Source organism: Rhizobium sp. USDA 4016, from assembly GCF_056279705.1.
Genome location: NZ_JBWCCY010000004.1, coordinates 3,759,823 through 3,785,347 on the forward strand (window position 1 = coordinate 3,759,823; position 25,525 = coordinate 3,785,347).

The following is a 25,525-nucleotide window of genomic DNA, read 5'->3' on the forward strand; positions in this document are numbered from 1 at the left end:
ATGACAACGATAGAAGCTCGCGGCCTTCTGCAGAAACTCAGCAGCCTGCTCCATCTCCTCGATTACATCCCGCACGATCTGATCGCCCTGATTTCGCGCATCTCGATCGGCGCAGTATTTTGGCAATCCGGGCAAACCAAGGTCGACGGATGGCGCGTCGCCGAAAACGCAGTCTATCTGTTCCAGACGGAATACCGGCTGCCGTTTATCGATCCCCGGCTCGCCGCGCATCTTGCAGCCTTCGCCGAACACTTCTTCCCGGCTCTTCTCGTCATCGGATTTGCAAGCCGGCTCTCGGCACTCGTACTTCTCGGCATGACGCTGGTGATCGAATTCTTCGTCTATCCCGATGCATGGCCGACACACGGCACTTGGGCCGTCTGCTTCCTGGTCATCATCGCAGGCGGACCGGGACGCGTCTCAATCGACTACTTCATCGCGCGGCATTTTTCCCGCACGGCATGAAGCGTCAGCGCACGGGCTGATAGTGGCCTCTTGCAGGCACTTGCGTTCCTTGGCTCACGTAACCGTCGCGGTCGCATACATAGACGGTGGTCGGCATGCCGCCGGAGCGGAAGATCCAGTCCCCACTGCGCCTGATGCCGCGCGTTTCGGTGCGGCAGACATATTGTTCCTCATCCTTCTTGTCGGGCTGAGACTTGACGCCGGGGAGATCGGGATAGGGATAGAGCGGCAGAGCGGCTGCTTTGCCCGCCCGGCTCCAATCCGTCGCAAGAGCCGGCTCGGCGATCAGGCCGCTGACTGCAGAAAGGGCAGCGAACAACATCGGCAGGGATCGCATATCGGTGACCTTTCATTGCAGGACGGGCTCCAGCGACATTCGTCTTCAAATTTAGGAAGCAGCCAAGCAGCCATCAAGCAGTAGACCGGGCACGACAAATTGATTTCGAAGCCCTTTACCGCTGGGCCTCCCGGCGGAAATAGCCCCGAATGACCGGATGCCCAAAGAGGCTTGCGAGGATCGCAAATGCCGCGCCGGCGGCAAAGCCGGTGAAGAGCCCGCCGATAACACCGGCGATCAAAAGAATCTTCTTGCCGGGACCGTCCGGTTTCGTTGGCGGTTCAGCTTCTGAAATGACGCGGATGTTGCTCTGCGGAAGGTTCTGCTCCTCGGTCGTCTGGCTGGAGCGCTTCAGGACGGTCTCGTAAATTTCCCTGGCGGCCGTCGCCTTGCGCTGCAGTTCGTTGAGTTCGACCTGCTTGTCGGATGTGGTCGCCTGCAGCGCCTTTTGAATGTTCAGTTCCTTGGCAATCGCCTCCTCGGCCTTAGTCGCCTGCTCATAATCGGCGCGCGCCGAAGTCACCATGCGCTGCAATTCGCCCTTGATCTCGCCCGAAATGCTCTGCAGTGACGAGCGGGCGGCCTGCAGCCGCGGATGGCGAGCGCCCATCTGGCTCTCGAGGCTGCCGACGATTGCGGCCTGAGTGGCATATTGCTGTCGAAGGCTCGCAAGCGACGAGTTCACCGAATTGCCGTCCGTTCGGCTGTTGGCGACGACATCCTCGAAGCTGATGTTCGCGGCCGCATCCGCGCGGGCCTTGGCCTGAATTGTCTTTTCCTGCGCAGTCAGCAGCAGCGTACTCAACGAGGCAAGGCGCTGGTCGGAAATCAGATTGCCCTCCGTCGCCGCCATGTCGTTGTCGGCGCGGAAGGTTTCGACGGCCTGCTCGGCCTCCTGCACTTTCTGGCGCAGATCGGTCAAACGAACATCGAGCGTCGCCGTGGTATTTTCGTATAGACCTGTCGAGGCACTGCTTTCCTCCTGCATGAACGAGGTCACGACCTGGTTTGCAAGCTTGGCGGATTTCTCCGGATTGTTCGTCACGGCCGTCAACGATACGACATAGGTGCTGCTCTGGCGGGTGATCGTCAGCGACTTCTGCAGGGCACTGACTACAGCCGCGTCGTCGTTCCGCCCGCCGTTGAATTCCGGATCCTGCGCAAGCTTCATGGTATCGGCAACCCGGCGCAGCACATTGCCGGACATCAGGATCTGCACCTGGCTGTCGATCATCGACGAAATCATCTCCGGCGAGATCGTCGATGATTGTATCGCTGGATCAGCAAGGCCGATCTGGCGCGGATCGAAATAAAGGCTGGTGCTTGCGGTGAATTTCTGCGGCAGCAACGGCAGCAGTGCTCCGCCCGCCAAAGCGCCGAGCGCGGCCAGTCCGAGGACAATCAGCCTTCTGTTCCAGATCGCAAAGATGACCGATCGCATATCAACAAGCGGCGCGTCAGGATCGACGGAAACCGGCGCTGCGCGGACAACGGCACGCTCCGACTGCGACGGCAAAGGCTGTGTCTGGCGTAAATCCTTTTCGGGAGGGGTGGGCGACGGCGGCGCCTCCGGCGCGGGAACGGGTTTTGCGAAATCACCAGGCCTCAGGACAGGCGCGCGCGCGGGAGAGCTTTCCGGCGCGGTTGGCGCAGGCTCGTAGCTTCGCCAGCTAGGCAGCCGACTAACTCTGTTCCTGTCAAATTGGCTCATAAACACACTCGTGACCCGCCGACGCAGATCTTTGGCGGAGGTAGACCGACTTTAGAAATCCTTAGCTAACGGAGCGTTAAGATACCCTACCCGATATTGCCGGAACATGGCAGAACTCCTGAAAGCGAGATCGATGAAAGCCGCGTTATCGCCCTGGCGCCGCATGCTGACGATCGCCGCGGCAGCAATGCTTCCGTGGCACGCCGGCCTTGCCGAAGCCGCGGGTCCCTGCTTTCGTGGCATCAATCTTTCCGGTGCGGAATTCGGCAATCCGGGTGGAGAGGTTTTCAAGGATTATGCCTACCCCTCCGAAGAGACGATCGGCTACTTCAAAAAGAAGGGGATGAATATCGTTCGCTTGCCGTTCTTGTGGGAGCGGCTGCAGCCCGAACTCGGGCAGGCGCTGAACGACGCCGAGCTCCAGCGCATCAAGGATACGGTGGCCCTTTTGCGCAAACATGAGATGACTGCCATTCTCGATCCGCACAATTATGCCCAGTACAAGAAAACGCAGGTCGGGACACCGCCGGCGACGACCCTGGCATTTGCAGATTTCTGGACTCGGCTTGCTTCCGAATTTGCCAATCAGGACGACGTGATTTTCGGGCTCATGAACGAACCCCACGACATTGCCAGCGACAAATGGCTGAGCGCCGCCAATGCGGCGTTGCGCGGCATCCGGGCAGTCGGCGCCAACAATCTCGTCCTCGTGCCGGGCACGAAGTGGACGGGCGCCCATTCCTGGCAGTCCGATGGCCCAGGCGGGCCAAACGGCAAGGTAATGCTCGGCGTCAAGGATCCGCGCAAGAACTTTGCCTACGAGGTTCACCAGTATTTCGACAGCGATTCTTCCGGTACGCATGACGAATGCTCCGGCAATGAGAACGCCAGGAATGCCATCATCCGCATGTCCGATTGGGCACGCGAGCACGGCACCAGGGTGCTGCTAGGCGAATTCGGCGTTTCGCAAGCACCGGAATGCGTCGCCGGCTTGAAGACGGTTCTGGATACGATGCAGGAGAACGGCGACGTCTGGCTTGGCTGGACCTATTGGGTGGCCGGTGACTGGTGGCCGGCGAGCGAGCCCTTGAACGTGCAGCCCCACGACGGCCATGAGCGAAAGCAGATCGCGGTGCTGGAAGCCGCCGCCAAGGCGCCTTCTCCTGCCGAAGACGCGTGCCGGACAATGGGCAGGTAGCGGCGATGGAACAGCGAGATACAACAACGAAGGAACCGATCGACTACGGCATCCTGGCCGTCGGCGTGCTGTCGGTCACCTATAATTGCCTTCTCGCCTTCATCAACCACAACATCACGCCGCTTGCGTCGTCGCACGTCGCCCTCAGCGAGATCCTGCTGCTGATCTATAGTTTTGGCTTCCTTTTAAAGAGAGGCCTTTACGAAGAAGACCTCGCTCCGCTTGGCTATTTGCTCGCGACGATCTTCCTCACCGTCTATGTGATCGCGCTCAACCGCGCAGGCTATATCGACCACCTGCGCAACGTGCTGATCATCTTCGCTTTCGTCATCATGGGCCGATGGACGAACGAACGAACGCTGAAGCTGATTTTCAAGATATGCAGCGTGGTGGTGCTGGCGGTGCTGATCTGCGAGATCGTCTCGGTGCAAGCCTATGTGGCCCTGTTCCATCCGGCTGAATATTTCGAAAACACCCGCGGCGTGCCCCGCGCCACTTATAGTGACATCGGGCTCTTTCGCGGCGCGCTCGGGTTCCCATCCCGCTTTTCCTTCGGGATTATCGATCACCGGTCCTCATCGATCTTCCTGGAGCAGGTGTCACTTGCCAATTTCTGCGGCGTGCTGGTCATCTATCTCGTCAGTTTTTCCAATCGCCTGAGATTGTTCGACCGGCTGCTCTTCGTCTTCACCGTCATGCTGATCCTCATTACCAACGACACGCGTACGATGCTGATTTTCAGCATGGCCTGCCTCGGCGGCTATTTTATCTTTCCGTGGATTCCGAAGATCTGCGATCTCTTGATGATGCCGATGATTATCGTCATGGGCTTCGTCATTTATGCATTCCGTCCCGATGCCCATGAAGACGACTTCGTCGGCCGCATCAGCGGCACAATCCGGAACATCATCGCAATGGATATCCCGGCGGCGCTCGGCCTTGAACTCGAGAAAGCCACGACTTTCGTCGATAGCGGCTACGTCTACATAACCTATGGCGCGACGATCTTCGGCCTCATCCTCTTCTGGCTGTTCGTCTCCTTTTTCCCGGCAGGCGAGACGCCGAACCAGAAGCGTCTTGCGCATTCGCTATCGCTCTTCATGTTCCTGAACCTGATGATCGGCTCCACGGCGATCTTCTCCATGAAGACAGCCGGCCTCGTCTGGCTGCTCGTCGGCTTCCTGAAGGTCAACGAGGGCGTGCGCGGGAAACGCGCTGCCGGTAAAGTAGGCATGTCGGTTTCTGCCTGAACGGCTGCGCGGCGGGGATACGCGACGGCGCAGGCGGAACGGACTCTCGCCATGACTTCCGTAAGTTGGAGCGTAACGAACGGATGCAAGAGCCTGCAAGTCCTTGACAGCTTCTCTTGCAAATTGTTGCACGAATGAGAGCTTCGCCTATGCGGCGTAGCTGCTTTGATCTAAGCAGACCTGTCGGCTATTGCCGTGAGAGGGAAGAGGGCCATGACGCATTATGTACTGACCGTATCGTGCCAATCGACGCGCGGCATCGTAGCGGCGATTGCGAATTATCTCGCCGATCAGGGCTGCAACATCGTCGACAGCTCGCAGTTCGACGACCTCGACACCGGCAAGTTCTTCACCCGCGTCAGCTTCATTTCCGAGGAAGGCGTTGCACTGCCGGCGCTGAAGGAAGGCTTCAAGCCGATCGCCGAGAAATTTGGCATGGAGGCTGAAATCCACGATGGGGACAGCCGCATGAAGGTGCTCTTGATGGTCTCCCGCTTCGGCCACTGTTTGAACGACCTGCTCTATCGCTGGAAAATCGGCGCCCTGCCGATCGATATCGTCGGCGTCGTCTCCAACCACTTCGACTATCAGAAGGTCGTGGTCAACCACGACATTCCCTTCCATCACATCAAGGTCACCAAGGAGAACAAGCCGCAGGCCGAAGCCCAGCTGCTTGAGCTCGTCGACCAGACCGGCACGGAACTGATCGTGCTCGCCCGCTATATGCAGGTGCTTTCCGATGCAATGTGCCGCAAGATGTCCGGCCGGATCATCAACATCCACCATTCTTTCCTGCCGTCCTTCAAGGGCGCCAACCCCTACAAGCAGGCCTACGAGCGCGGCGTAAAGCTAATCGGCGCTACGGCGCACTACGTGACCGCCGATCTCGACGAAGGTCCGATCATCGAGCAGGATACGGCGCGCATCACCCATGCCCAGAGTGCCGAGGACTATGTCTCGATCGGCCGCGACGTCGAAAGCCAGGTGCTGGCGCGCGCCATCCATGCCCATATCCATCGCCGCGTCTTCCTGAACGGCAACCGCACCATCGTCTTCCCGGCAAGCCCAGGAAGCTACGCCTCCGAACGTATGGGTTGAAACAACTCGAAAGGGTAGTAGTAAGCGCTTGCCCATGACATGCATTCGATTATCTGCTTAATGTGGAAAATCGAATCATGCTGGGGGATGCCATGACCGATGATGCGCGTGCCGATCGTATGGAATTGCCGCGCCCGGACGTAACGCCGGCCGAAGCGGAAAGCATCCTGCAATCCCGCTATGGCCTCCACGGCACGATCACCGAACTCGGCAGCCAGCAGGACCGCAATTACCGGATCAATACTGGTGATGGCAGCTATGTGCTGAAGATCTGCCACATGGCTTACGATACGCTGGAGCTCGAGGCGCAGAATGCGGCAATCCGGTATCTGACCAGCAAGGAGGGTACGCCGCGTGTCCCGAGGGTCATGAGCTCGACGGACGGCCAGGATATCATCGCCGTCACAGTTCGCGAACAGACCTTCAAGGTGCGTCTGCTCGGATATCTCGAAGGCGAAGGACTGACGCATCGCAAATACCTGCCGAAGGCTTCCGTCGCGGCCCTTGGCGCACTCTGCGCCCGGCTGGCACAGGCGCTCGCCGACTTCAATCATTCGGGCCTCGACCGCAGCTTGCAATGGGACCTGCGCCGGGCGGGGCCTGTTGCCGTTCAGCTGCTTTCGGCCATCACCGACAGCGCTGCGCGCGACCGGATCGCCAAGAGCATGGTGCTTGCCGTACGCCGCATCCAGCCGCTCGCGCCATCGCTTCGCGTCCAGCCCGTGCATCATGATGTAACAGGCGACAACGTCGTCTGCCGGATTGATGCGCAAGGGCGGCCGATGCCCGATGGCGTCATCGATTTCGGCGATGTCATTCGCGGCTGGCTCGTCGGCGACCTTGCCGTTACCTGCGCCTCGCTGCTGCATCAGGCCGATGGCGATCCCTTCTACATCCTGCCGGCGGTCAAGGCCTATCACGAGATCTATCCGCTGACGGACGAGGAACTGAAGGCGCTCTGGCCGCTGATTGTCGCGCGCGCCGTCATTCTCGTCGCGAGCAGCGAACAGCAGATTTCGATCGACCCGGAAAACGACTACGTCCGCGACAATCTGGAACTTGAACGGCAAATCTTCGACACGGCCATGTCCGTTCCCTTCGAATTGATGGAGGCGGCAATTTTTGACGCGGTCGGCGCCGACATGACGCCGGTCGATATGTCCGGCTGGCACGCGCTTCTGCCGGAGATCGATCTTGCAAACATCGCCTATCTCGACCTCGGCGTTCAGAGCCCGCATTTTGCGGCCGGAAACTGGCTGAATGCGGAAATGGACTGGCGGCTTTTGGCACGCGCGGCGAATGAGGCGGGCATCGCCGCGACCCGCTACGGCGAATACCGGCTTTCGCGCGCCGTTCTTCGAAGCGCTAGGCAGCCATCGACCTACGCGTTGCATACCGACATCTGCCTCCCCGGCGGCAACAGCGTCGCTGCACCATTTTCCGGACGCATCGATTGCAAGAACCACCATCTCGTCCTGATCGGCGACGGTATCAATCTGCATCTTGATGGCCTGGACCTGTCTGTTGAGGATGGCGCCGAGGTGGAGCAGGGGCAGATCATCGGGACGGTCTCGGGCGAAGCCTCTTCGCTCGGCGGCTTGCGTATCCAGTTCTGCACGGTTCCGGCGCTCGAACCGCCCCTCTTTGCCGCGCCGCAGGAGGCAGCCGCCTGGTCCGTGCTTTGCCCCTCGCCTGCAGGCCTGCTTGGACCAGGCGCCAGTGCGCCCGAGCCGGAGACGGAAGAACTGTTCTCCAGGCGCCAGGCGCATCTCGCAAAACCGCAGAAGAATTACTACGAGGTGCCGCCGCAGATCGAGCGCGGCTGGAAGGAACACATGTTCGATGTCGAGGGGCGCGCCTATCTCGACATGGTCAACAATGTCACGATTCTCGGCCACGGGCATCCGCGCCTGGCAGAAGCGATCGGCGAACAATGGCTGAAGCTCAACACCAATTCGCGCTTTCACTATGCGGCGCTCGGTGAGTTCTGCGAGCGATTGGCAGCTCTGGCGCCCGACGGACTGGACCGCGTCTTCCTCGTCAACAGCGGATCGGAGGCAAATGACCTGGCGATCCGGCTCGCCGGGGCGGATACGGGTGCGCGCAACATGCTTTGCCTGCTGGGAGCCTATCATGGCTGGTCGGTGGCAAGCGACGCCGTTTCCACCTCAATTGCCGACAACCCTCAGGCCCTGGCGACCCGGCCGGATTGGGTGCATGCCATCACTTCACCCAACACCTATCGCGGCGAATTTCGTGGGCCGGATTCGGCCGGAGACTATCTCACCGCGATGGCGCCCGTGCTGCAGTCGATCGATGCCGGCGGGCAAGGGCTTGCGGGCTTCATTGCCGAATCGGTCTATGGGAATGCCGGCGGCATTTCCCTGCCGGACGGATATTTATCAGAAGTCTATGCTCAAGTGCGTGCCCGCGGAGGAGTCTGCATAGCCGATGAGGTGCAGGTCGGCTATGGCAGGCTTGGCCATCACTTCTGGGGCTTCGAACAGCAGGGCGTGGTGCCGGATATCATCACCATCGCCAAGGGCATGGGCAACGGCCACCCGCTCGGCGCGGTGATCACGACGCAGGCAATCGCCGGGTCGCTGGAGAAGGAAGGCTATTTCTTTTCCTCGTCTGGCGGCAGCCCGGTCAGTTGCGTTGCCGGCATGACGGTGCTCGACGTTATGGTGGACGAAAAGCTCCAGGACAATGCACGCGACGTCGGGGACCATCTTAAAAGCCGACTGGCTGCGCTGATCGACAAGCACCCGATTGCGGGCGCCGTCCACGGCATGGGACTCTATCTCGGCCTTGAATTCGTACGCGACAGAACGACGCTGGAGCCGGCGACGCAAGAGACGGCGGCCATCTGCAACCGTCTTCTCGAACTCGGCGTGATCATGCAGCCAACCGGCGATCACCTGAATGTGTTGAAGATCAAACCGCCGCTTTGCTTGACCACCGAGAGCGCCGACTTCTTCGCGGACATGCTGGAAAAGGTCCTATCCGAGGGCTGGTGACCTCCCCGCCGCCATTAACCAATGCGGTCATTTCGAGGCTTTCGGTTTTTTAATCAAAAGCCCCATTGCCGGAATCAAAACGACTTCCTATGTCTGTCCCGGTGATCGAAACGAGGCTTCCGCCCGTCACGCAATTTGCACAAAGACCTGATAACGTTCTTTCAGCAAGTATGACTGTGGTGGAATTATTTTTTTCGGATCGTCGAGATTTTGACACGTTTCGGAATATGTTTCTGACAGACTGTCCGCTATTCTCTACAAACAAGGTAGATTATAAAAGATAGTCGTCGCCGGGTCTTGAGCCTTTCGAGACCTCAAGAGTGCAACGCCAACACAAGGAACGAGACATGATTGATATCGGTATTCTCGCCACCCTTCTTGGGCGAATTGTGCTCGGCAATGACCGTCCGGGCGCCCTCTCCCGCCCGAACTGTCGAATGTGACCTTCGTCCCCTTTCAACGGTATCAGACAAGTCAATTCGTCATCGCCTCGCAATCCGCGCGGCAGGAGTTCTACGCATGAAAAAGCAAGTTATCGAATATGCAGGCGTGCCTGTGGGGATCGTCATTCCAGATGAAGACCGGCTGAAATTCATCGCCGTGAAGTTTCACGTGCACGACCTTGACGAGCAGCGTTTCAGTTCGCCGGATGAGGTGAAGCTCGCGATCCACGACCTGATGACCCGGCGCCATCCAAAGCCAATCCATGCCTGAAAACAGGCTTAGGTTTCCGCACTTCATCGCTTTCCAAGGTTTATGACCGGTCCCAAAAAGGGGCCGGTCTTGTTTTTTCGCGCTGGTTGCGATCCTATCCGACGTCAACAAGGACGGCGCACTTGCTCAATCTCATTACCGATATCGAAGGCGTTTCGATCGGCCACGCAACGGACCTGAAGCTCGGTTCCGGCGTCACCGCGATTATCTTCGACGAACCGGCGACGGCTTCGGCCGCCGTTCTCGGCGGCGCGCCCGCAGGCCGGGACACCGCCTTGCTCGATCCGTCGATGACGGTCGAGAAGGTTGATGCCTTCGTTCTTTCCGGCGGCTCGGCCTTTGGGCTGGATGCGGCAGGCGGCGTCCAGGCCGGCCTGAGGAAAGCCGGCCGCGGATTCCAGGTGGGCACGGTGCGCGTGCCAATCGTACCCGAGGCGATCCTCTTCGATCTCCTAAACGGCGGCGACAAGGATTGGGGCCTGCATTCGCCTTACCGGGAGATGGGCTATGCGGCCTTCAAGGCGGCGACGAAAGGCGAATTTCCGCTTGGAACGGTCGGGGCTGGAACGGGTGCGACGACAGCGACATTCAAGGGCGGGCTCGGCTCGGCAAGCACGGTCAGCAGCGCTGGGCACCGGGTGGCGGCAATCGTCGCAGTCAATGCGCTCGGTTCGGCAACGATCGGCGACGGGCCGCATTTCTGGGCGGCACCCTTCGAACGCGACAACGAATTCGGCGGGCTCGGAATGCCGGAGGTGATAGATCATCGCTTGCGGCTGAAGGGCGTGATGGTGCCTGCAACCACGATCGGTGCGGTGGTGACCGATGCGGCACTGACGAAAGCCGAGGCTCACCGGCTTTCGCTGGGCGCACATGACGGTCTGGCAAGGGCATTGCTTCCGGCGCATCTGCCGCTCGACGGCGACACGGTCTTTGCTGCCTCGACCGGTGCACGAGCGATGGCCGACATGGGCGAACTGATGGAGCTTTGCCATCTTGCGGGGATGGTCATGGCCCGCGCCATCGCGCGCGGTGTTTACGAAGCGACAACGCTGCCTTACGAGGGTGCGCAGCCGGCCTGGCGGGAGCTCTACCCGGACGGGCGTTGATTGCCCGGACAGAGTAAAGAAGGCCAAGCGGCGGAGAGAGAAAATGCAGATCCGGGCCCTGATGTATTTCGACGAGCTGGTTAGGACCAAGTCCATGCGCCAGGCTGCCGAGAACCTGGGCGTTGCGCCGACTGCCGTCAGCCGCCAGATCGAGAATCTCGAAGAGCATTTCGGCGCTGCGCTCGTCGAACGCAGCGCGCGCGGCGTGACGCTGACGGCCGCAGGTGAGCTGCTTGCCGCGCGCGCCGGGCGGACACTTCGCGAACTCGAGCACGTGCAACAGCTGATCGAAGATCTCAAGGGGATCGCGCGCGGTAGGGTGACCATCTACGCCAATGGAGCGATCGTCACCAGCCTGCTCGCACCCGCGCTTTCGGAATTCAGCCGCAGTTTCCCCAATATCCGCTTCGAAGTGATGATTACCAGCGCGCGGCAGGCCATCGAAGCGGTGAACGCAGCACAGGCCGACATGGCGCTGACGCTTTTTGCGCCGCCGATGTCGGAGGCAAAAGTGGTGACGCGCTTTGAAATCGCTTACGACGTGATCGTTTCGGCGCGTCATGCAGCGGCAGGCCGCAAGGAAATCACCCTTCGCGAACTTGCGCGCGATACGCTCGCCCTGCCCGAGAAGTCATTTGGTTTCCGCCAGAGCTTCGATGCACTTATCGAGCGGCAAGGGCTGACGATCGACCCGGTTTTCACGGTAAGTTCGCTGGAAATGCTTAAGGAACTCGTGCTCAGCGACAGCGCAGTGACGCTCCTGCCGGCACTTGCTGTTCGCCGCGAGATCGAGGCGGGTCAGCTTGCTGCAATCCCTCTTTCCAGCGAAACCTCCATCCGCACCCATGTCGCGCTCTCGATCGCACCGGACCGGCAGCTCTCCTTCGCGGCCGGCAAGCTCATCGGGTTCATCGAGAATTTCATGCGGACGAAACTGAAGAGCCGCTGAGGCCGGTCGCGCAAGGAGATAGCTTGCATTTTCTCTGTTTTTAGTGTGTAGCTTTTTTCGATACACTGTGAACACAAAATGTTCGCGCCAATTTCACACCGCTTTTTCGGGATCCGCAGGATTATGATCACCAGGCTTTTGCCGGCACCTTTCACACGCCATGCCCAACGCCTCTCCCTCAGCGCTGCCCTTTCCGTCGTGATGATGGCAAGCGTCGTCATGCCGGCTCAAGCGGGCAAGGCGGTGCTCAATCTCGGCATGAGCGTCGAGCCGACGGGGCTCGACCCGACAATCGCCGCGCCGGTCGCGATCGGTCAGGTGACCTGGCAGAATATCTTTGAAGGGCTGGTATCTATCGATGAGAGCGGCAAGGTCCGACCGCAGCTTGCCAAGAGCTGGGAAATTTCGCCGGACGGGCTGACCTATACGTTCAAGCTGCAGACCGGCGTCAAGTTCCACGACGGCGAAGCCTTCGATTCCGCTACGGCCAAGTTCGCGTTGGAGCGTGCCCGCGGCAAAGATTCGGTCAATCCGCAGAAGCGCTTCTTCGCCTCGATTGCCTCCATCGATACGCCCGATCCCGAAACGCTGGTGCTGCACCTCTCGCAGCCGACGGGAAGCCTGCTTTACTGGCTTGGTTGGCCGGCATCGGTCATGGTTGGTCCGAACTCCACTGCGAGCGACAAGACGCACCCGGTCGGAACCGGTCCGTTCAAATTCGTCAACTGGGCGAAGGGCGACAAGGTCGAGCTCGCGAAAAACCAAGCCTATTGGAACAGCCAAGTATCTGTGAAGCTCGACAAGGTGACCTTTCGCTTCATAGCCGACCCGCAAGCACAGGCTGCCGCACTGAAGGCAGGCGACGTGGACGCCATTCCGGAATTCGCGGCACCCGAGCTGATGAGCTCGTTCGAAGGTGATCCGCGGCTCGTGACGAAGATCGGCAATACCGAGCTCAAGGTCGTTGCGGGCATGAACAATTCCAGGAAGCCTTTCGACGACAAGCGAGTGCGCCAGGCCCTGATGATGGCGATCGACCGCCAGACGGTGATCGACGGGGCCTGGTCGGGCCTCGGCACGGCGATCGGTAGCCATTATACGCCGAACGATCCGGGTTATCAGGACATGACCGGTGTGTTGCCCTACAATCCCGAAAAGGCGAAGGCACTCCTTGCGGAAGCCGGTTATCCGAATGGCTTCACCTTCACGATCAAATCGCCGCAGATGGCCTATGCGCCACGCAGCGCCCAGGTCATGCAGGCAATGTTTGCCGAGATCGGCGTGACCATGAACATTGAACCGACCGAATTTCCGGCAAAATGGGTTCAGGACGTGATGAAGGACCGCGCCTACGAAATGACCATCGTGGCGCATGCCGAGCCGATGGATATCGACATCTATTCCCGCGATCCCTACTACTTCAACTACAAGAACCCGGTCTTCAACGATCTGGTGAAGAAGGTGCAGGAGACGACCGACCCCGCCTTGCAGATCAAGATCAACGAAGAGGCGCAGAAAATCCTCGCCGAGGATGTGCCGGCGCTATATCTATTCGTCATGCCCAAGCTCGGCGTGTGGGACAAGAATCTGAAGGGCTTGTGGGAAAACGAGCCGATTCCTTCGAATGTTCTGACGAATGTGGCGTGGAAGGAGTGAGGCTGGGTTTTGTGCTGGATATGCAGAAGGCGTGAATAGGTGACGCGCAATTCTCTTCTCCCTCATCCCTGTGCTTGTCACAGGGCTCCAGAACGCCGAATTCCTTGGGCGCAAAAGACTCCTTCGATCGAGTCATTCGCGACGCCGACGCGCCGTGGCTGGATTCCTGTGCTGATCCCCGGAGCAAGTCGAAGGATAGGAATGAGGAGAACGACGAATGCGTCGGCCGCAAGTAAGCCGCGCCTATGATCGCGCTTCTTGGCCGCCGCTTTGCCGGACTGATCCTGACGCTTGCCGCCGTCTCTTTCCTGATTTTTGCTGTCATGGACCTTCTGCCGGGCGATGCCGCTTCGATCATGCTCGGAACCTCGGCGACGCCGGAGACGCTGGCAGCACTTCGCCATGAACTCGGGCTCGATCAGCCTCTGCTCTTTCGCTACGGCCAATGGGTAGCCGGGGTGCTTTCCGGTGATCTCGGGCAGTCTTATACCTATGGCGTGCCGGTTGCGGGGCTGATCCTCGAGCGGCTGGCGGTAACGTTGCCGCTGGCGCTGCTCGCGATCCTCCTTTCCGTCGCCATCGCCGTGCCGCTCGGTACCTTCGCGGCAGCACGGCGGGACGGCATCGCCGATATCATAGCGACGCTCTTTTCACAGGTAAGCATTGCCGTTCCGGCTTTCTGGGTGGCACTGCTGCTCATCGTCCTGTTTTCGACGACACTTGGGCTCATGCCGGCAGGTGGCTTTCCGGGCTGGGGTGCCGGGCTTTGGCCTGCACTGCAGGCGCTGGTCATGCCCGCCACAGCCTTGGCGCTTCCGCAAGCAGGCGTGCTGACGCGGGTCACCCGCACAGCGGTACTGGAAACACTGCACGAGGATTTCACGCGGACGGCGCTCGCGAAGGGACTGTCGGCCCGCGCAGTCTTATGGCGGCACGCCGTGCCGAATGCGCTGGTGCCGATCCTGACGACCCTTGGACTGCAGTTTACGTTCCTGGTGGCGGGCGCCGTTCTGGTCGAAAACGTCTTCAACCTTCCAGGTCTTGGACGGCTTGCCTTTCAGGCATTGTCGCAACGCGACATCATCGCCATGCAGGACGTCGTGCTGTTCTTTGCCGCGCTCGTCGTCATCATGAATTTCCTCGTCGATATGTCCTATCTCGCGATCGACCCGCGACTGCGAAGGGATGTGTGACAATGGCGATTGCTTCCGACAGTTCCATCAAACGACGGCCATTTATAATTAGCCGGCAAATAAAGCTTCTCGCCGGATCATCCATCGTCGGATTGCTTGTTGCGGTTGCACTTCTGTCACTCGTCTGGACGCCGCTGCCCCCTGCAAAGATGCAGATCATTTACAAACTGCAGCCGCCCTTCGCTTTCGGCGTGCTCGGCACCGATCAATTCGGCCGCGACGTTCTTTCGATGCTGATGGCCGGATGCTGGAATTCGCTGTCGATCGCCATCACCGCGGTCGCCATCGGCGGCACGATCGGTTCGGTTGCCGGCATTTCGGCGGCAGCCACCCGCGGCATTTTCGAAACGCTGCTGATGCGCGTCTGCGACGTCATCTTCGCGCTGCCGCCGATCCTCTCGGCGATGATCCTGGGCGCTTTTCTCGGATCCGGCAGGTTCACGGCGATCACAGCGATTGCCGTCTTCATGATCCCGGTCTTCGCGCGGGTCACACTTGCTGCAGCCCTTCAGGCCTGGAGCCGCGACTATGTGCTGGCGGCGCGCGCGATCGGCAACAGCCGCTTGACGATCTCGGTGCGCCATGTGTTGCCGAACATCATGAACCAGATCATCGTCCATGCCGCGATCCAGCTTGGGCTGGCGATCCTCACCGAGGCCGGTTTAAGTTTCCTTGGCCTCGGCGTGGCGCCGCCGGCGCCGACCTGGGGCCGGATGCTCGCCGATTCCCAAACCTATCTTGGGCTGGCGCCATGGCTTGCCATCCTGCCAGGGCTTACGATCGGGCTTGCCGTTCTCGGCTTCAACCTGCTGGGTGATGGACTGCGCGATTTCTTCGACCCGCGGCGATTTTGATCAGACCGGACGGCGGTAGCCGGTCGGCTGTTGGTAGAGCTGGCCTATTCGTTTGACAGCCGCGTCGAAATTCTCGCGGGCGACAGTCATCGTGTAGCCATTGGCGTGAATGATCGTGTCGGGGTCCTCCATGATTGCGACATGTCCCTTCCAGAAGACGAGGTCGCCGCGGCGAAGTCCGGAGCGATCGATCCTCTCGCCGAGGCTTGCTGCCTGCATGTCCGTGTCGCGCGGTGCGCTTTTGCCGGTCATCAGCATGGCCAGTTGAACGAGACCGGAACAATCGATGCCAAGGCCCGAACGGCCGCCCCACAAGTAGGGTGCATTCATGAAGCGCGACGCGATCTCGACATAATCGTCATCCTTGCCGACGGCGACGGGCTGGACATGCCTTGCAAAAATTGCGGTGCCATCCTCCAGAACGACGTAGTGATTTCCGCGCACCTCTGCCTCACCCGCGACCCTGACGCGGCTGCCCATGGAAAGCACGGATTTATAGGGCTTTCGCAATTCCGGTTGCGGATAGAGGAAGGTGCGCTGCACGGTGACGATATGTGTCGGCTCCGTCTGGGCGTCGGACAGCATTTCCTCCGGCATATAGCCGACATAACCATCCGAACGGGCCTTAACCCAGCACCAGCCGCCGGCGCGGTCAAAGACCGTTACATCCTCCCCGAGGAGCAGTTCCGTATCGATGCCGACTGACATATCCGGTTGCGGGCGAAGCGGTGCAACGGCAACCGCGATCCGCGCCGGGGTACCGGAAACGAAGCGCAAGGCTTCGACCTTGCCTTCAAGACTCGCTTCGGCAAGATCCGGCCGATAGGCATGCAGGCGGCGGTCGAGCATCGTCATCTCCATTCCACTTAGATCGGCAGGCGGCGCCCCTGGTCACGCACCAGGTCGCCGAGCTTCTCGAGATAGAGCGCGCCGCCGACGGTGCGCTTGATGATCACGTTCCGCCGGTCGCTTTCGTCGCGTGCCCGATCGACAAGGCCCATTTCGCCCATGGTATTCAGCGCCCGGGTGATAACCGGTTTCGTCACGTTCAGCGTCGCGGCAAGCCCCCGCACCGTATGGGGCGGCGGCACCAGATAGATATGCAGCAGGATCGCCATCTGGCGCAACGTCAAATCACGTTCGTCATGGTGAACCTGGTTAAGCGTAACGCCGTGCCAAAGCCGCAGGGCCTGCGAGGCAGTCAATTCGATCGGCAAGGCTCCTCCGGAAAATCATTACGCTACCGTTCTACTTTCCGCGAGAGGATGCTGGCAGGCAAGAGGCGGCAGAATCTGCCGCCCCCCAAGGTGAATAAAATTTTAACGATCGCGGTCAGCCGCGGCGGATATGGTGGTAAAGCGCGCGGATCGCCTGCGCCTCGCCGCCGCCTGGCGAATGAGCGCGCTCGGTCGGCGCCCAGCCGTAGATGTCGAAATGCGCCCAGCTCTTCGCGTTGCTGACAAAGCGTTTCAGGAACAGCGCCGCCGTGATCGCACCCGCCATGCCGCCCGCCGGAGCGTTGGTGATGTCGGCGATCTTGGCGCGGATATCCTTGTCATAGCCCATATAGAGCGGGAGCCGCCACAGCGGGTCGTCCGTCTCGAGGCTTGCTTCAGTCAGATCGTGGGCAAGGTTTTCGTCATCCGTGAAGAAGGGCGGAAGGTCGGGGCCGAGCGCAACGCGGGCAGCGCCCGTCAGCGTCGCCATGTCGATCAAAAGATCCGGTGATTCCTCGTCGGCATAAGCCAGCGCATCGGCGAGGATCAGGCGGCCTTCCGCGTCGGTATTGTCGATCTGGACTGTCAGGCCCTTGCGGCTCTTGTAGATGTCTCCCGGGCGGAACGCGTTTGCCGAAATCGAATTTTCAACGACGGGAATGATGACGCGGAGGTCGACCTTCAGCTTCGCGTCCATGATCATCAGCGCAAGACCCATCACGTTCGCCGCACCGCCCATGTCCTTCTTCATCAAGAGCATGGAGGAGGCCGGCTTGATGTCGAGGCCGCCGGTATCGAAGCAGACGCCCTTGCCGACAAGCGTAACCTTGCGGTGGCCCTTCTTCCCCCAGCGCAGTTCCAGAAGCCGTGGCGCGTCGGCGCTGGCGCGGCCGACGGTGTGGACCAGTGGGAAGTTCTCCTTCAGCAGATCATCGCCGATGGTGACCGACATTTCCGCCTTGTAGTGCTCGGCAAGGCCGCGGAAGGCAGCTTCGAGCTGTTCGGGGCCCATGTCATTGGTCGGTGTGTTGATGAGATCGCGAGCGAGGAACACGCCTGCGAGCTGACGCTTGATATCCGCGCCATCGGCATCGCGCGGGATCATCAGCGTCGCGGCTGCCTGCTTGTCGGAACGATAGCGGTCGAAACGGTAGCTGCCGAGACCGAAACCGAGCGACAGGCGGTTTGCCGTCAGCGGTGCGGTTTCGATATGCCAGTCGCCGGCGGGCAGTGAACGGGCAAGCTTGCCGGTGATATAGGGCTGCTCCGATGGATTGGCGCCGAGGCCGAAAAGCGCGCCGCCCAGATGGCCGGCGGCGGTCGGGATCAGCAGCAGCGAACCGCTTTCCGCCTTGTAGCCTGCCTTCTTCGCCCAATCGAGCGCGATCGGATCGATCGTGCCGGTCTCGATATGCGCCGGCGTGACCGCGAAGATCGGCAATGTGGAACCACCTTTCGTGTTGAAAGGCGTCGGTCTCTCGATGAACTGATAGGGGGCCATATTTATCCTTCGGCGATGTCCGGGAATCGTTTTCTTAACGGTCCGTTAGGGTTAACAGACTATTGCTGGAGTGAAGATTGCGTCAAACCTTTCCCTGTTCCGCTTAGAGGTCAAACGCCAGTTTCTGAATTCAGGAAAGCGCAATGCCTCTCCCGGCCATCCATCCATTCAAGAACCGTATTTCCCAGTGCGTCACCGCAGCGCTGGTTGTCACCGCGCTCGCTGGTTGCTCGACGACCAAGGACAAGATGACGACGGGTTCGGTGCCGAAGCTGACAAAGCCGGTCGAAACCATGGATGCGAACGAGCTTCACGCAATGACGGACCGGGTCGGACAGGCCTACGAGAAAAACCCCCGCGATCCGGTAAACGGCGTCAACTACGCCAACCTGCTGCGCATGGCCGGGCGCGACGCGCAGGCGCTTGCCGTCATGCAGCAGGTTGCGATTTCCAATCCCAAAGACCGCAATGTCCTTGCTGCCTACGGCAAGGCCCAGGCAGCCGCAGGACAGTTCCAGCAAGCGCTCGACACGATCGGCCGGGCGCAAACCCCGGACCGGCCTGACTGGAAGCTCATTTCTGCCCAGGGCGCGATTCTCGACCAGATGGGCAAGCCCAGCGATGCGCGAGCGCGTTATCGCGATGCGCTGGACATCATGCCGAACGAGCCTTCCGTGCTTTCAAATCTCGGCATGTCCTACGTGCTGACAGGCGATCTCAGGACTGCCGAAACCTATCTCAAGCAGGCGGCGAGCCAGCCGGGCGCCGATAGCCGTGTCAGGCAGAACCTCGCCCTTGCTGTCGGCCTGCAGGGACGTTTTCCGGAGGCCGAAGAGATCGCCCGCCGCGAACTCGCGCCGCAGCAGGCAGACGCCAACGTCGCCTATTTGCGTTCAATGCTTTCCCAGCAGAATTCATGGCAGAAACTCGCGGCGAAGGACAGCGCGCCGGCAAGCAACACCAACTGATCTCGACTACCGAAGCATCGCGCCGGAGAAGATCAAGCGCAAACCCAGCCCGCCCATGACAAGCCCGGCAGCGCGGTCGATCCAGTGCTTGGCGGCCAAATAGACCTGGCGCGGACGGCGGGCGGAAAAAGCCAGCGCCACGATCGAATACCATCCGGCCTCAATCGCGAAGATTCCGATCGGCAGACCGATCATGACACCTGCGGGTACGGTTTTTGGCAGAAACGCTGCGAATATGCTCGCATAGACGATGATGGTCTTCGGATTGCTGAGCTGCGTCAGCAGCGCCATCGAGAAACTGCGGCCGAGCGACGCCCTGCCCTCAACCGCACCGGACACCTCGATGGGCGCCTTCGCGCCCTGCCAGATGCGAAACGCGATATAGACGAGATAGGCACCGCCTGCAAACTTCAGCACCAGGTAAAGCCACGCGAATTGCGTCAGCAAAGCCGTCAGGCCTGCGAGCGCAAGAATGCCGAACATCACGCCACCGACACCCATCCCGAGCGCCGCTGCCAGGCCATCAAGGCGCGAGCGGGAAATGGCGATGCGGGAAACGACGACGAAACTCGGGCCGGGGCTCACCGCTCCGACCATCAGTGCTGCAAAAATGCTGGTGAGGATGGCTGCGGAAGACATCAAGGCTCGCTCCTGATTTAGAAAGACGCCAGGCGAGCGGCGGTCACATCAGCGCTTCCCGATGGTCTTCGATCTCATTCGCCAGTCACGCGAAAACTACGGCTAGCTGGTTTCCGCCCCGCCTGCAAGCGGCATCAGAACCTGTCGGCGACCTGGATGCCGGCCGGGCCGAGGATGACGGCGACGAGAACGGGAAGGAAGAACAAAATCATCGGAACGGTCAGCTTCGGCGGCAGGGCAGCCGCCTTCTTTTCAGCCTCGTTCATGCGCTCGTCTCGGCCTTCCTGTGCGAGAACGCGCAGCGCCTGCGAAATCGGCGTGCCGTAACGGTCGGCCTGGATGAGGGCCTGGGTGACGGAACGCACGAGATCGATCTGCGTGCGCGTGCCGAGGTTTTCGAGCGCCTGACGGCGGTCCGGCAGGAAGGAAAGCTCGGCCGTCGTCAGCACCATCTCTTCGGCAAGCGGCGGCGACTGTTCGCCGAGCTCTTCCGATACGCGGCGCATCGCTGCTTCGATCGAGATGCCGGACTCGACGCAAATCAGCATCAGGTCGAGCGCATCCGGCCAGGCACGCTTGATCGAATGCTGACGCTTCGACATGCGGTTCGAGATGAAGATGTTCGGCGCATAAAAACCGAGATAGCCCGTGCCGATCATAGCAAGCAGGCGGATAGGAAGCGGCTTGGCTGCGAGGTTGCCGAGACCGAAAATCCAAAAGGCGGCGAGGGCGAGGAAAACGAAGGGCAGAAAGAACCGGGCGACGAGGAAGGTATTCAGAGCGTTTTCCGAGCGGTAGCCGGCTGCGCGCAGCTTGTTCATCGTGTTTTCGTCGACCAGCGCTTTGCGCAGATTGAAGCGCTCGACGATCTGGCGAACAGAGCGATTGTTTTGGTTGCGAAGCGACGCCTTGTTTCCCGCCTCCGTGTTCATACGGGCACGCTCGCGCGCACGAATCTGATCACGCTCCGTCGAAACGGCGCGCATGCGCTTGTTCAGGTCGCCGCGCTCGAAGAAGGGAACGGCGATCGTGTAGAAGGTCGCAAAGACAGCGATCGCAACAAGAAGTGCGACCAGCATGGCCGGATCGGTCAATCGCGCTGCAAGATCTGCTGACATGACGCTTGCCTCCGGCTAGATGTCGAAATTGACCATGTTGCGCATGACGAAGATGCCGATCGACATCCAGACCGCCGATAGACCCATGATGAGGTGCCCGCGTGAATCGGTGAACAGAACCATCATGTATTGCGGTGACGTGAGGTAGACGAGCGTGGCGACGATAAAGGGCAAAGCGCCGATGATGACGGCGGAAGCCTTGGCCTCCATCGACAGCGCCTTCACCTTGGCCTTCATCTTCTTGCGGTCGCGGAGAACCTTCGAGAGATTGCCGATCGCTTCGGAAAGATTGCCGCCGGCCTGCGACTGAATGGCGATGACGATCGCAAAGAAGCTTACTTCCTGCAGCGGCATGTAATTGGTCATGCGCGCACAGGCGTCGGGAACGCTGAGGCCGACCTGCTGCGATTCCACGACACGGCGAAATTCGGTTTTCACCGGATCGCGGCCCTCGTTTGCGATGAGGCGGATCGCGTCGTTCAGCGGCAGGCCGGACTTGATCGAACGCACGATGACGTCGAGCGCGTTCGGAAATTCGTCGAGGAATTTGTTCTGGCGGCGCTTTATCAAGAAGCCCAGGATCCACCGCGGCAGGCCGAGGCCGGCAACGACCGGAAGCGCAAGTACGACCAGCATCGGCGCGCCGGCAAGCAGCGCGATGAGCATCAGGAACAGGCCGAAGGCGGCGCTGAACAAGTAGAATTTGGCGGGCGTGATCGCAAAGCCCGCCTGGGTCAGCCGCGACTTCAGGGACAGTTTCCGTTTTGTGTTTTCCTGCTGGCGCTTTTCGAGGTCCTTGAGATTGTCCTGCACCGACTTGCGGCGTTTCGACATTTCCTGGACACGGTCCCGTGCGGCCTTGACCTTCACCCGGTCGGTCTCGGTTGAAGCGACGCGGCTGACGCGATTGGCAGCTTTCTTCTCGGTCTCCATACGGCTGAAGAGCAGGCCATAGCAAACCGCGCCCGCAGCGACCGCAACCAGCACGATGATGGCGAGCACTATCGGATCGAGACCGAACATCATACTTCCTTCGACTTTGCTTCCATCTCATCCAAGGCGGCGGCCAGGCGCTTTTCCTCGTTGTAGTAGCGCGCGCGATCCCAGAAATTCGGCTTGCCGATACCGGTCGACATATGACGGCCGATCAGTCGGCCGCCAGCGTCCTCGCCTTCGATCTCGTAGCGCATCAGATCCTGGGTAATGATCACGTCGCCTTCCATGCCGATCACCTCGGTGATCGCCGTGATGCGCCGCGAGCCGTCGCGAAGACGCGCTGCCTGAATGATGACGTCGATCGAGCCGGCGATGATTTCGCGAACGGTCTTTGCCGGGAGACTGTAGCCGCCCATGGCGATCATGGATTCGATACGGCTCAGGCATTCGCGCGGCGAGTTCGAGTGGATCGTTCCCATCGAGCCGTCATGACCGGTATTCATCGCCTGCAGAAGATCGAAAACCTCCGGTCCGCGCACTTCGCCGACGATGATGCGTTCCGGACGCATGCGAAGGCAGTTCTTGACGAGATCACGCATGGTGATCTCGCCTTCGCCTTCGATGTTCGGCGGGCGGGTTTCCAGCCTAACCACATGCGGCTGCTGCAGCTGCAGTTCCGCCGTATCCTCGCAGGTGATGACCCGCTCGTCTCTGTCGATATAGTTCGTCAGGCAGTTCAGAAGCGTCGTCTTGCCGGAACCGGTACCGCCGGAGATCACGACGTTGCAGCGCACCCGGCCAATGATCTGCAAGAGCGTTGCGCCTTCAGGCGTGATCGCGCCGAAGCGGACGAGCTGATCGAGCGTCAGCTTGTCCTTCTTGAATTTACGGATCGTGAGCGCCGGTCCGTCGATGGCGAGCGGCGGGGCGATGACGTTGACACGCGAGCCATCCGGAAGGCGGGCGTCGCAGATCGGGCTCGATTCATCGACGCGTCGGCCGACCTGGCTGACGATGCGCTGGCAGATCGAGAGAAGCTGGCCGTTGTCGCGGAAGCGAATTTCCGATTCGACCGTCTTGCCGCCGACTTCGATGAAGGTCTTGCCGGCGCCGTTGACCATGATGTCGGCGATATCGTCGCGCGCGAGCAGCGGTTCCAGCGGGCCGTAGCCAAGAACATCGTTGCAGATGTCTTCGAGCAGCTCTTCCTGCTCGGATATCGACATCGCGAAGTTCTTGATGGTGATGATATCGTTGACGATGTCGCGAATTTCCTCGCGAGCGCTTTCGGCGTCGAGTTTGGCAAGCTGGGACAGGTCGATCGTATCGATCAGCGCCGAAAAGACCTGCGCCTTGGTGTCGTAATATTCGTCGGTGCGGGCCGGCCGCCGGCGCTGTGGGGTCTGCATCGGCGGCGGTGTCATCTGTGGCCGGCCAGGCTCTCTTGCCGGCTCGACCAGCACGGCGGGCGCGGAAGAAGGAGCCGCCGCGGCAGGCGGCGGTGGCGGTGCGCTTACGGCGCCGCCCTTTCCGAAGCCTTCATTTCCGCGTTTTCCGAACATACCACAAATCCAATCTACTCGTTTTCGTCTCTTACTTGGCGCGCTTCAGCAGCCCCATCAGCCCGCCGCGTTTCGCCTTCTTGATGGCCACACGGCCGGTGACGATGTGTGCCAGCTGCGAGAAGGTTTCGGCGGTTGGCGATTTCGGATCCATCTCCGAGATCATGCGACCGCTATTGGCGGCATTGCCGAACAGACCGATATCGAAAGGAATGATCGCGATCGGCTCGATCTCGAGCGGTTCGCAGAAATCGGACGGAGCGATTTCCGGCCGCTTCGGCATGCCGACCTGATTGAGGATCAGATGCGGCATCTTATCGTTCGGGCGCAGCTTGCGCAGGGCATCGAGCATGTTCTTTGCGTTGCGCAGGTTCGCAAGATCGGGAACGGCGCAGATAACGACCTCATCCGCGGCAGCCAGGACCGAGCGCGTCCATTCCGACCAGGCGTGCGGAACATCGAGCACCGTCACCGGCGCGCTGCGCTGCAGGACTTCAAGAACCGGCTGAAATGCCTGGCCATCGAAATCATAGGCGCGATCGAGTAGCGACGGTGCTGCAAGCAGCGACAGGTGTTCCGAACATTTCGTCAGCAATCGGTCGAGAAAGACCTCGTCCAGCCGATCTGGAGCAAAGACCGCCTCGGCGATCCCCTGCGTCGGGTCCTGGTCGAAATCGATATTTGCCGTGCCGCAAGGCAGATCGAGATCGGCGAGGATCGTCTCGGTCGAGAAGAGATTGGAGATGCCGAATGCGCAATTGTGGGCGATCGTCGAGGCACCGGTGCCTCCCTTGGATCCGATGAAGGCAATGCTGCGGCCAAGCGGCTCGGCATCCGGGTCGACGAAAATCGACGCCATGGCCATCATGACGTCCGGCATCGCGATCGGCTGAACCATGTATTCGGAAATGCCGTTGCGGATCAGCTCGCGGTAAAGCGCGATGTCGTTGTAGTAGCCGATGATAACGACCTTGGTGCTCGGATCGCAGACGGCCGCAAGCGGCGCAAGCTCTGAGAGCAGGCTTGCCGCATTGGCCTTGGTTTCGAGGATGATCAGGTTGGGGGTCGGAGCGCTGGCGAACATGTTCGCAGCGGCCGCAATGCCGCCGCTGGTGATCCGCAGGCTCACCTTGGCCATCCGCCGGTCGTTGCCGCAGCGCTCCATCACCCGCTGAAGCGCCTCACTTTCGCAGAAAGCGTGCACGGAAATACGCGGCAGCGGCCGCATATTTTCCAGCTCGCCCATGCGAACGGCGTCTTCCGCATGCTGGAGCTCCGTCGTGTTCTTGATCTCGTATTCGATCGGGCTCATCGTCTGGATCCGCTCCTCATTAGAAGGTGCCTGAGTTGTTGTGTTCAAGGACGGTCCTGTATTCGCGATATTCAGTGATGGCGTCATTGCGGCGCGCAGCATCGATCGGCGTCATACCGCGCGGCGCAATCAGGTCTTCCGGATTGGCGATCTGTGCTGCTAAGTTGTTCTGGGTAGCGCAGCCGAAATTGTAATAATTCTGGTTGTCGAAGCCACCGCCGATATCCTTCGGCCATTGGCCGCACTGCGTGGTCATGGCTGTCATGCCGACAAAACTGAGGCGGATCGGCGCTGCATCGCCAGGAACTGCCGAATAACTCGCATTGACGATCTTCGAGCTCGGTATCCCTCTTTTCGAGAGCTCGGCCCGCACCTGGTTCCGCAACTGGCTTGCGGCAGCCGAATTTGGCGAGCCTTGCGGGGTCATGACATAAACCGGGCCGGAAGCCCGGGATGTATAATTGGCTGCAAAACCGCGGATCATATCGCGCTGGGCAATCGTTAAGCGCCGATCCGTCGAGGCAACCGGGATGTCGACCGTCTGCTCGGCCTCGGCCACCACGATCGGATGGCGCTGGCGGTAGTCGTCGGGGATTCCGCCGGTTGTCAGATTATCGCGTGGAGCCGCGCAGCCGGAAAGCATCGCGCCCGCAAGTACCGCCGCGCCAAGCATGGCCCACCGCATCGGGAATTTCGCCCTTTGAGCGATCACCCGGTC

23 protein-coding genes and 1 riboswitch are annotated in these 25,525 nt (G+C 60.4%); of the genes, 12 read left to right on the forward strand and 11 right to left on the reverse strand.

Annotated elements, in window-relative coordinates; genetic code table 11:
* Positions 1 to 465 carry a DoxX family protein gene (locus ACZ9DP_RS34470; RefSeq protein ID WP_476205053.1) on the forward strand — a complete coding sequence of 155 codons (465 nt, stop codon included), beginning with the start codon at positions 1 to 3 and terminating at the stop codon, positions 463 to 465.
* Between the two features lie 4 nt (positions 466 to 469).
* Here ACZ9DP_RS34470 and ACZ9DP_RS34475 read toward each other — a convergent pair whose 3' ends face one another.
* Positions 470 to 802, reverse strand: coding sequence for a hypothetical protein (locus ACZ9DP_RS34475; protein WP_476205054.1), 333 nt, complete (start codon positions 800 to 802; stop codon positions 470 to 472).
* 115 nt (positions 803 to 917) lie between these two features.
* Positions 918 to 2,513: a GumC family protein gene (locus ACZ9DP_RS34480; protein ID WP_476205055.1), complete on the reverse strand. Its 1,596-nt coding sequence runs from the start codon at positions 2,511 to 2,513 to the stop codon at positions 918 to 920.
* 133 nt (positions 2,514 to 2,646) lie between these two features.
* Between ACZ9DP_RS34480 and ACZ9DP_RS34485 the strand changes: the two genes are divergently transcribed.
* The 10 genes from ACZ9DP_RS34485 (at position 2,647) to ACZ9DP_RS34530 (ending at position 15,554) form a co-directional block, all read left to right on the forward strand.
* Complete coding sequence (locus tag ACZ9DP_RS34485; protein WP_476205056.1) at positions 2,647 to 3,711, forward strand: glycoside hydrolase family 5 protein; 1,065 nt, start codon at positions 2,647 to 2,649, stop codon at positions 3,709 to 3,711.
* Positions 3,712 to 3,716: 5 nt separating this feature from the next.
* Complete coding sequence (locus tag ACZ9DP_RS34490) at positions 3,717 to 4,961, forward strand: hypothetical protein (protein ID WP_476205057.1); 1,245 nt, start codon at positions 3,717 to 3,719, stop codon at positions 4,959 to 4,961.
* A gap of 213 nt (positions 4,962 to 5,174) precedes the next feature.
* Positions 5,175 to 6,059 (forward strand): formyltetrahydrofolate deformylase, encoded by an 885-nt coding sequence (gene purU / locus ACZ9DP_RS34495; RefSeq protein WP_074066290.1) that lies wholly within the window; start codon positions 5,175 to 5,177, stop codon positions 6,057 to 6,059.
* Between the two features lie 92 nt (positions 6,060 to 6,151).
* Positions 6,152 to 9,079, forward strand: a complete 2,928-nt coding sequence (locus ACZ9DP_RS34500; protein ID WP_476205058.1) for an aminotransferase — start codon at positions 6,152 to 6,154, stop codon at positions 9,077 to 9,079.
* Between the two features lie 519 nt (positions 9,080 to 9,598).
* Positions 9,599 to 9,793 carry a hypothetical protein gene (locus ACZ9DP_RS34505; protein WP_027510551.1) on the forward strand — a complete coding sequence of 65 codons (195 nt, stop codon included), beginning with the start codon at positions 9,599 to 9,601 and terminating at the stop codon, positions 9,791 to 9,793.
* Between the two features lie 122 nt (positions 9,794 to 9,915).
* On the forward strand, positions 9,916 to 10,902 hold the full coding sequence (locus ACZ9DP_RS34510; RefSeq protein ID WP_476205059.1) for a P1 family peptidase: 987 nt from the start codon (positions 9,916 to 9,918) through the stop codon (positions 10,900 to 10,902).
* 43 nt (positions 10,903 to 10,945) lie between these two features.
* Positions 10,946 to 11,851, forward strand: coding sequence for a LysR family transcriptional regulator (locus ACZ9DP_RS34515; protein WP_476205061.1), 906 nt, complete (start codon positions 10,946 to 10,948; stop codon positions 11,849 to 11,851).
* 123 nt (positions 11,852 to 11,974) lie between these two features.
* Complete coding sequence (locus ACZ9DP_RS34520) at positions 11,975 to 13,507, forward strand: ABC transporter substrate-binding protein (protein ID WP_476205062.1); 1,533 nt, start codon at positions 11,975 to 11,977, stop codon at positions 13,505 to 13,507.
* Positions 13,508 to 13,752: 245 nt separating this feature from the next.
* Positions 13,753 to 14,700, forward strand: coding sequence for an ABC transporter permease (locus ACZ9DP_RS34525; protein ID WP_476205063.1), 948 nt, complete (start codon positions 13,753 to 13,755; stop codon positions 14,698 to 14,700).
* A 2-nt stretch (positions 14,701 to 14,702) separates the two neighbouring features.
* Positions 14,703 to 15,554: an ABC transporter permease gene (locus ACZ9DP_RS34530; RefSeq protein ID WP_372414930.1), complete on the forward strand. Its 852-nt coding sequence runs from the start codon at positions 14,703 to 14,705 to the stop codon at positions 15,552 to 15,554.
* On the opposite strand, the gene ACZ9DP_RS34535 is transcribed toward ACZ9DP_RS34530, so the two are convergent.
* The 3 genes from ACZ9DP_RS34535 to ACZ9DP_RS34545 form a co-directional block, all read right to left on the reverse strand.
* A complete protein-coding gene (locus tag ACZ9DP_RS34535) occupies positions 15,555 to 16,409 on the reverse strand; it encodes a C40 family peptidase (protein ID WP_476205065.1) in 855 nt (284 codons plus the stop codon).
* Between the two features lie 11 nt (positions 16,410 to 16,420).
* On the reverse strand, positions 16,421 to 16,771 hold the full coding sequence (locus ACZ9DP_RS34540) for a MarR family winged helix-turn-helix transcriptional regulator (RefSeq protein ID WP_476205068.1): 351 nt from the start codon (positions 16,769 to 16,771) through the stop codon (positions 16,421 to 16,423).
* A gap of 115 nt (positions 16,772 to 16,886) precedes the next feature.
* Positions 16,887 to 18,272, reverse strand: a complete 1,386-nt coding sequence (locus tag ACZ9DP_RS34545) for a leucyl aminopeptidase family protein (protein ID WP_194728663.1) — start codon at positions 18,270 to 18,272, stop codon at positions 16,887 to 16,889.
* Between the two features lie 143 nt (positions 18,273 to 18,415).
* On the opposite strand from ACZ9DP_RS34545, the gene ACZ9DP_RS34550 reads away from it, so the two are divergent.
* Positions 18,416 to 19,240 (forward strand): tetratricopeptide repeat protein, encoded by an 825-nt coding sequence (locus ACZ9DP_RS34550; protein ID WP_476205069.1) that lies wholly within the window; start codon positions 18,416 to 18,418, stop codon positions 19,238 to 19,240.
* A 6-nt stretch (positions 19,241 to 19,246) separates the two neighbouring features.
* Here ACZ9DP_RS34550 and ACZ9DP_RS34555 read toward each other — a convergent pair whose 3' ends face one another.
* The 6 genes from ACZ9DP_RS34555 to ACZ9DP_RS34580 form a co-directional block, all read right to left on the reverse strand.
* Complete coding sequence (locus ACZ9DP_RS34555) at positions 19,247 to 19,879, reverse strand: LysE family translocator (protein WP_074066282.1); 633 nt, start codon at positions 19,877 to 19,879, stop codon at positions 19,247 to 19,249.
* Positions 19,880 to 19,899: 20 nt separating this feature from the next.
* Positions 19,900 to 19,978: riboswitch (ZMP/ZTP riboswitch) on the reverse strand.
* A 35-nt stretch (positions 19,979 to 20,013) separates the two neighbouring features.
* Complete coding sequence (locus ACZ9DP_RS34560) at positions 20,014 to 20,997, reverse strand: type II secretion system F family protein (protein ID WP_194728661.1); 984 nt, start codon at positions 20,995 to 20,997, stop codon at positions 20,014 to 20,016.
* A 15-nt stretch (positions 20,998 to 21,012) separates the two neighbouring features.
* Complete coding sequence (locus ACZ9DP_RS34565; protein WP_476205070.1) at positions 21,013 to 22,020, reverse strand: type II secretion system F family protein; 1,008 nt, start codon at positions 22,018 to 22,020, stop codon at positions 21,013 to 21,015.
* Entirely contained in the window at positions 22,020 to 23,495 is a 1,476-nt protein-coding gene (locus ACZ9DP_RS34570) for a CpaF family protein (protein WP_476205071.1), read from the reverse strand. Before ACZ9DP_RS34570 ends, ACZ9DP_RS34565 begins: the two co-directional genes overlap by 1 nt.
* Positions 23,496 to 23,526: 31 nt before the next feature.
* The gene (locus ACZ9DP_RS34575; protein ID WP_476205072.1) at positions 23,527 to 24,807 is read right to left on the reverse strand and encodes a CpaE/TadZ family protein; all 1,281 of its coding nucleotides are present in this window, start codon (positions 24,805 to 24,807) and stop codon (positions 23,527 to 23,529) included.
* A 19-nt stretch (positions 24,808 to 24,826) separates the two neighbouring features.
* Positions 24,827 to 25,492 carry a CpaD family pilus assembly protein gene (locus tag ACZ9DP_RS34580; protein WP_237361819.1) on the reverse strand — a complete coding sequence of 222 codons (666 nt, stop codon included), beginning with the start codon at positions 25,490 to 25,492 and terminating at the stop codon, positions 24,827 to 24,829.
* Positions 25,493 to 25,525 lie beyond the last annotated feature (33 nt).

What these genes read in the sequence shown, in the direction of transcription:
- ACZ9DP_RS34565 (WP_476205070.1), bottom strand. Translation starts at nt 22,020, where the DNA reads ATGTTCGGTCTCGATCCGATAGTGCTCGCCATCATCGTGCTGGTTGCG.
- ACZ9DP_RS34555 (WP_074066282.1), bottom strand. Translation starts at nt 19,879, where the DNA reads ATGTCTTCCGCAGCCATCCTCACCAGCATTTTTGCAGCACTGATGGTC.
- ACZ9DP_RS34570 (WP_476205071.1), bottom strand. Translation starts at nt 23,495, where the DNA reads ATGTTCGGAAAACGCGGAAATGAAGGCTTCGGAAAGGGCGGCGCCGTA.
- ACZ9DP_RS34580 (WP_237361819.1), bottom strand. Translation starts at nt 25,492, where the DNA reads ATGCGGTGGGCCATGCTTGGCGCGGCGGTACTTGCGGGCGCGATGCTT.
- purU (WP_074066290.1), top strand. Translation starts at nt 5,175, where the DNA reads ATGACGCATTATGTACTGACCGTATCGTGCCAATCGACGCGCGGCATC.
- ACZ9DP_RS34535 (WP_476205065.1), bottom strand. Translation starts at nt 16,409, where the DNA reads ATGACGATGCTCGACCGCCGCCTGCATGCCTATCGGCCGGATCTTGCC.
- ACZ9DP_RS34520 (WP_476205062.1), top strand. Translation starts at nt 11,975, where the DNA reads ATGATCACCAGGCTTTTGCCGGCACCTTTCACACGCCATGCCCAACGC.
- ACZ9DP_RS34545 (WP_194728663.1), bottom strand. Translation starts at nt 18,272, where the DNA reads ATGGCCCCCTATCAGTTCATCGAGAGACCGACGCCTTTCAACACGAAA.
- ACZ9DP_RS34505 (WP_027510551.1), top strand. Translation starts at nt 9,599, where the DNA reads ATGAAAAAGCAAGTTATCGAATATGCAGGCGTGCCTGTGGGGATCGTC.
- ACZ9DP_RS34475 (WP_476205054.1), bottom strand. Translation starts at nt 802, where the DNA reads ATGCGATCCCTGCCGATGTTGTTCGCTGCCCTTTCTGCAGTCAGCGGC.
- ACZ9DP_RS34500 (WP_476205058.1), top strand. Translation starts at nt 6,152, where the DNA reads ATGACCGATGATGCGCGTGCCGATCGTATGGAATTGCCGCGCCCGGAC.
- ACZ9DP_RS34560 (WP_194728661.1), bottom strand. Translation starts at nt 20,997, where the DNA reads ATGTCAGCAGATCTTGCAGCGCGATTGACCGATCCGGCCATGCTGGTC.
- ACZ9DP_RS34480 (WP_476205055.1), bottom strand. Translation starts at nt 2,513, where the DNA reads ATGAGCCAATTTGACAGGAACAGAGTTAGTCGGCTGCCTAGCTGGCGA.
- ACZ9DP_RS34515 (WP_476205061.1), top strand. Translation starts at nt 10,946, where the DNA reads ATGCAGATCCGGGCCCTGATGTATTTCGACGAGCTGGTTAGGACCAAG.
- ACZ9DP_RS34490 (WP_476205057.1), top strand. Translation starts at nt 3,717, where the DNA reads ATGGAACAGCGAGATACAACAACGAAGGAACCGATCGACTACGGCATC.
- ACZ9DP_RS34525 (WP_476205063.1), top strand. Translation starts at nt 13,753, where the DNA reads ATGATCGCGCTTCTTGGCCGCCGCTTTGCCGGACTGATCCTGACGCTT.
- ACZ9DP_RS34550 (WP_476205069.1), top strand. Translation starts at nt 18,416, where the DNA reads ATGCCTCTCCCGGCCATCCATCCATTCAAGAACCGTATTTCCCAGTGC.
- ACZ9DP_RS34575 (WP_476205072.1), bottom strand. Translation starts at nt 24,807, where the DNA reads ATGAGCCCGATCGAATACGAGATCAAGAACACGACGGAGCTCCAGCAT.
- ACZ9DP_RS34470 (WP_476205053.1), top strand. Translation starts at nt 1, where the DNA reads ATGACAACGATAGAAGCTCGCGGCCTTCTGCAGAAACTCAGCAGCCTG.
- ACZ9DP_RS34530 (WP_372414930.1), top strand. Translation starts at nt 14,703, where the DNA reads ATGGCGATTGCTTCCGACAGTTCCATCAAACGACGGCCATTTATAATT.
- ACZ9DP_RS34485 (WP_476205056.1), top strand. Translation starts at nt 2,647, where the DNA reads ATGAAAGCCGCGTTATCGCCCTGGCGCCGCATGCTGACGATCGCCGCG.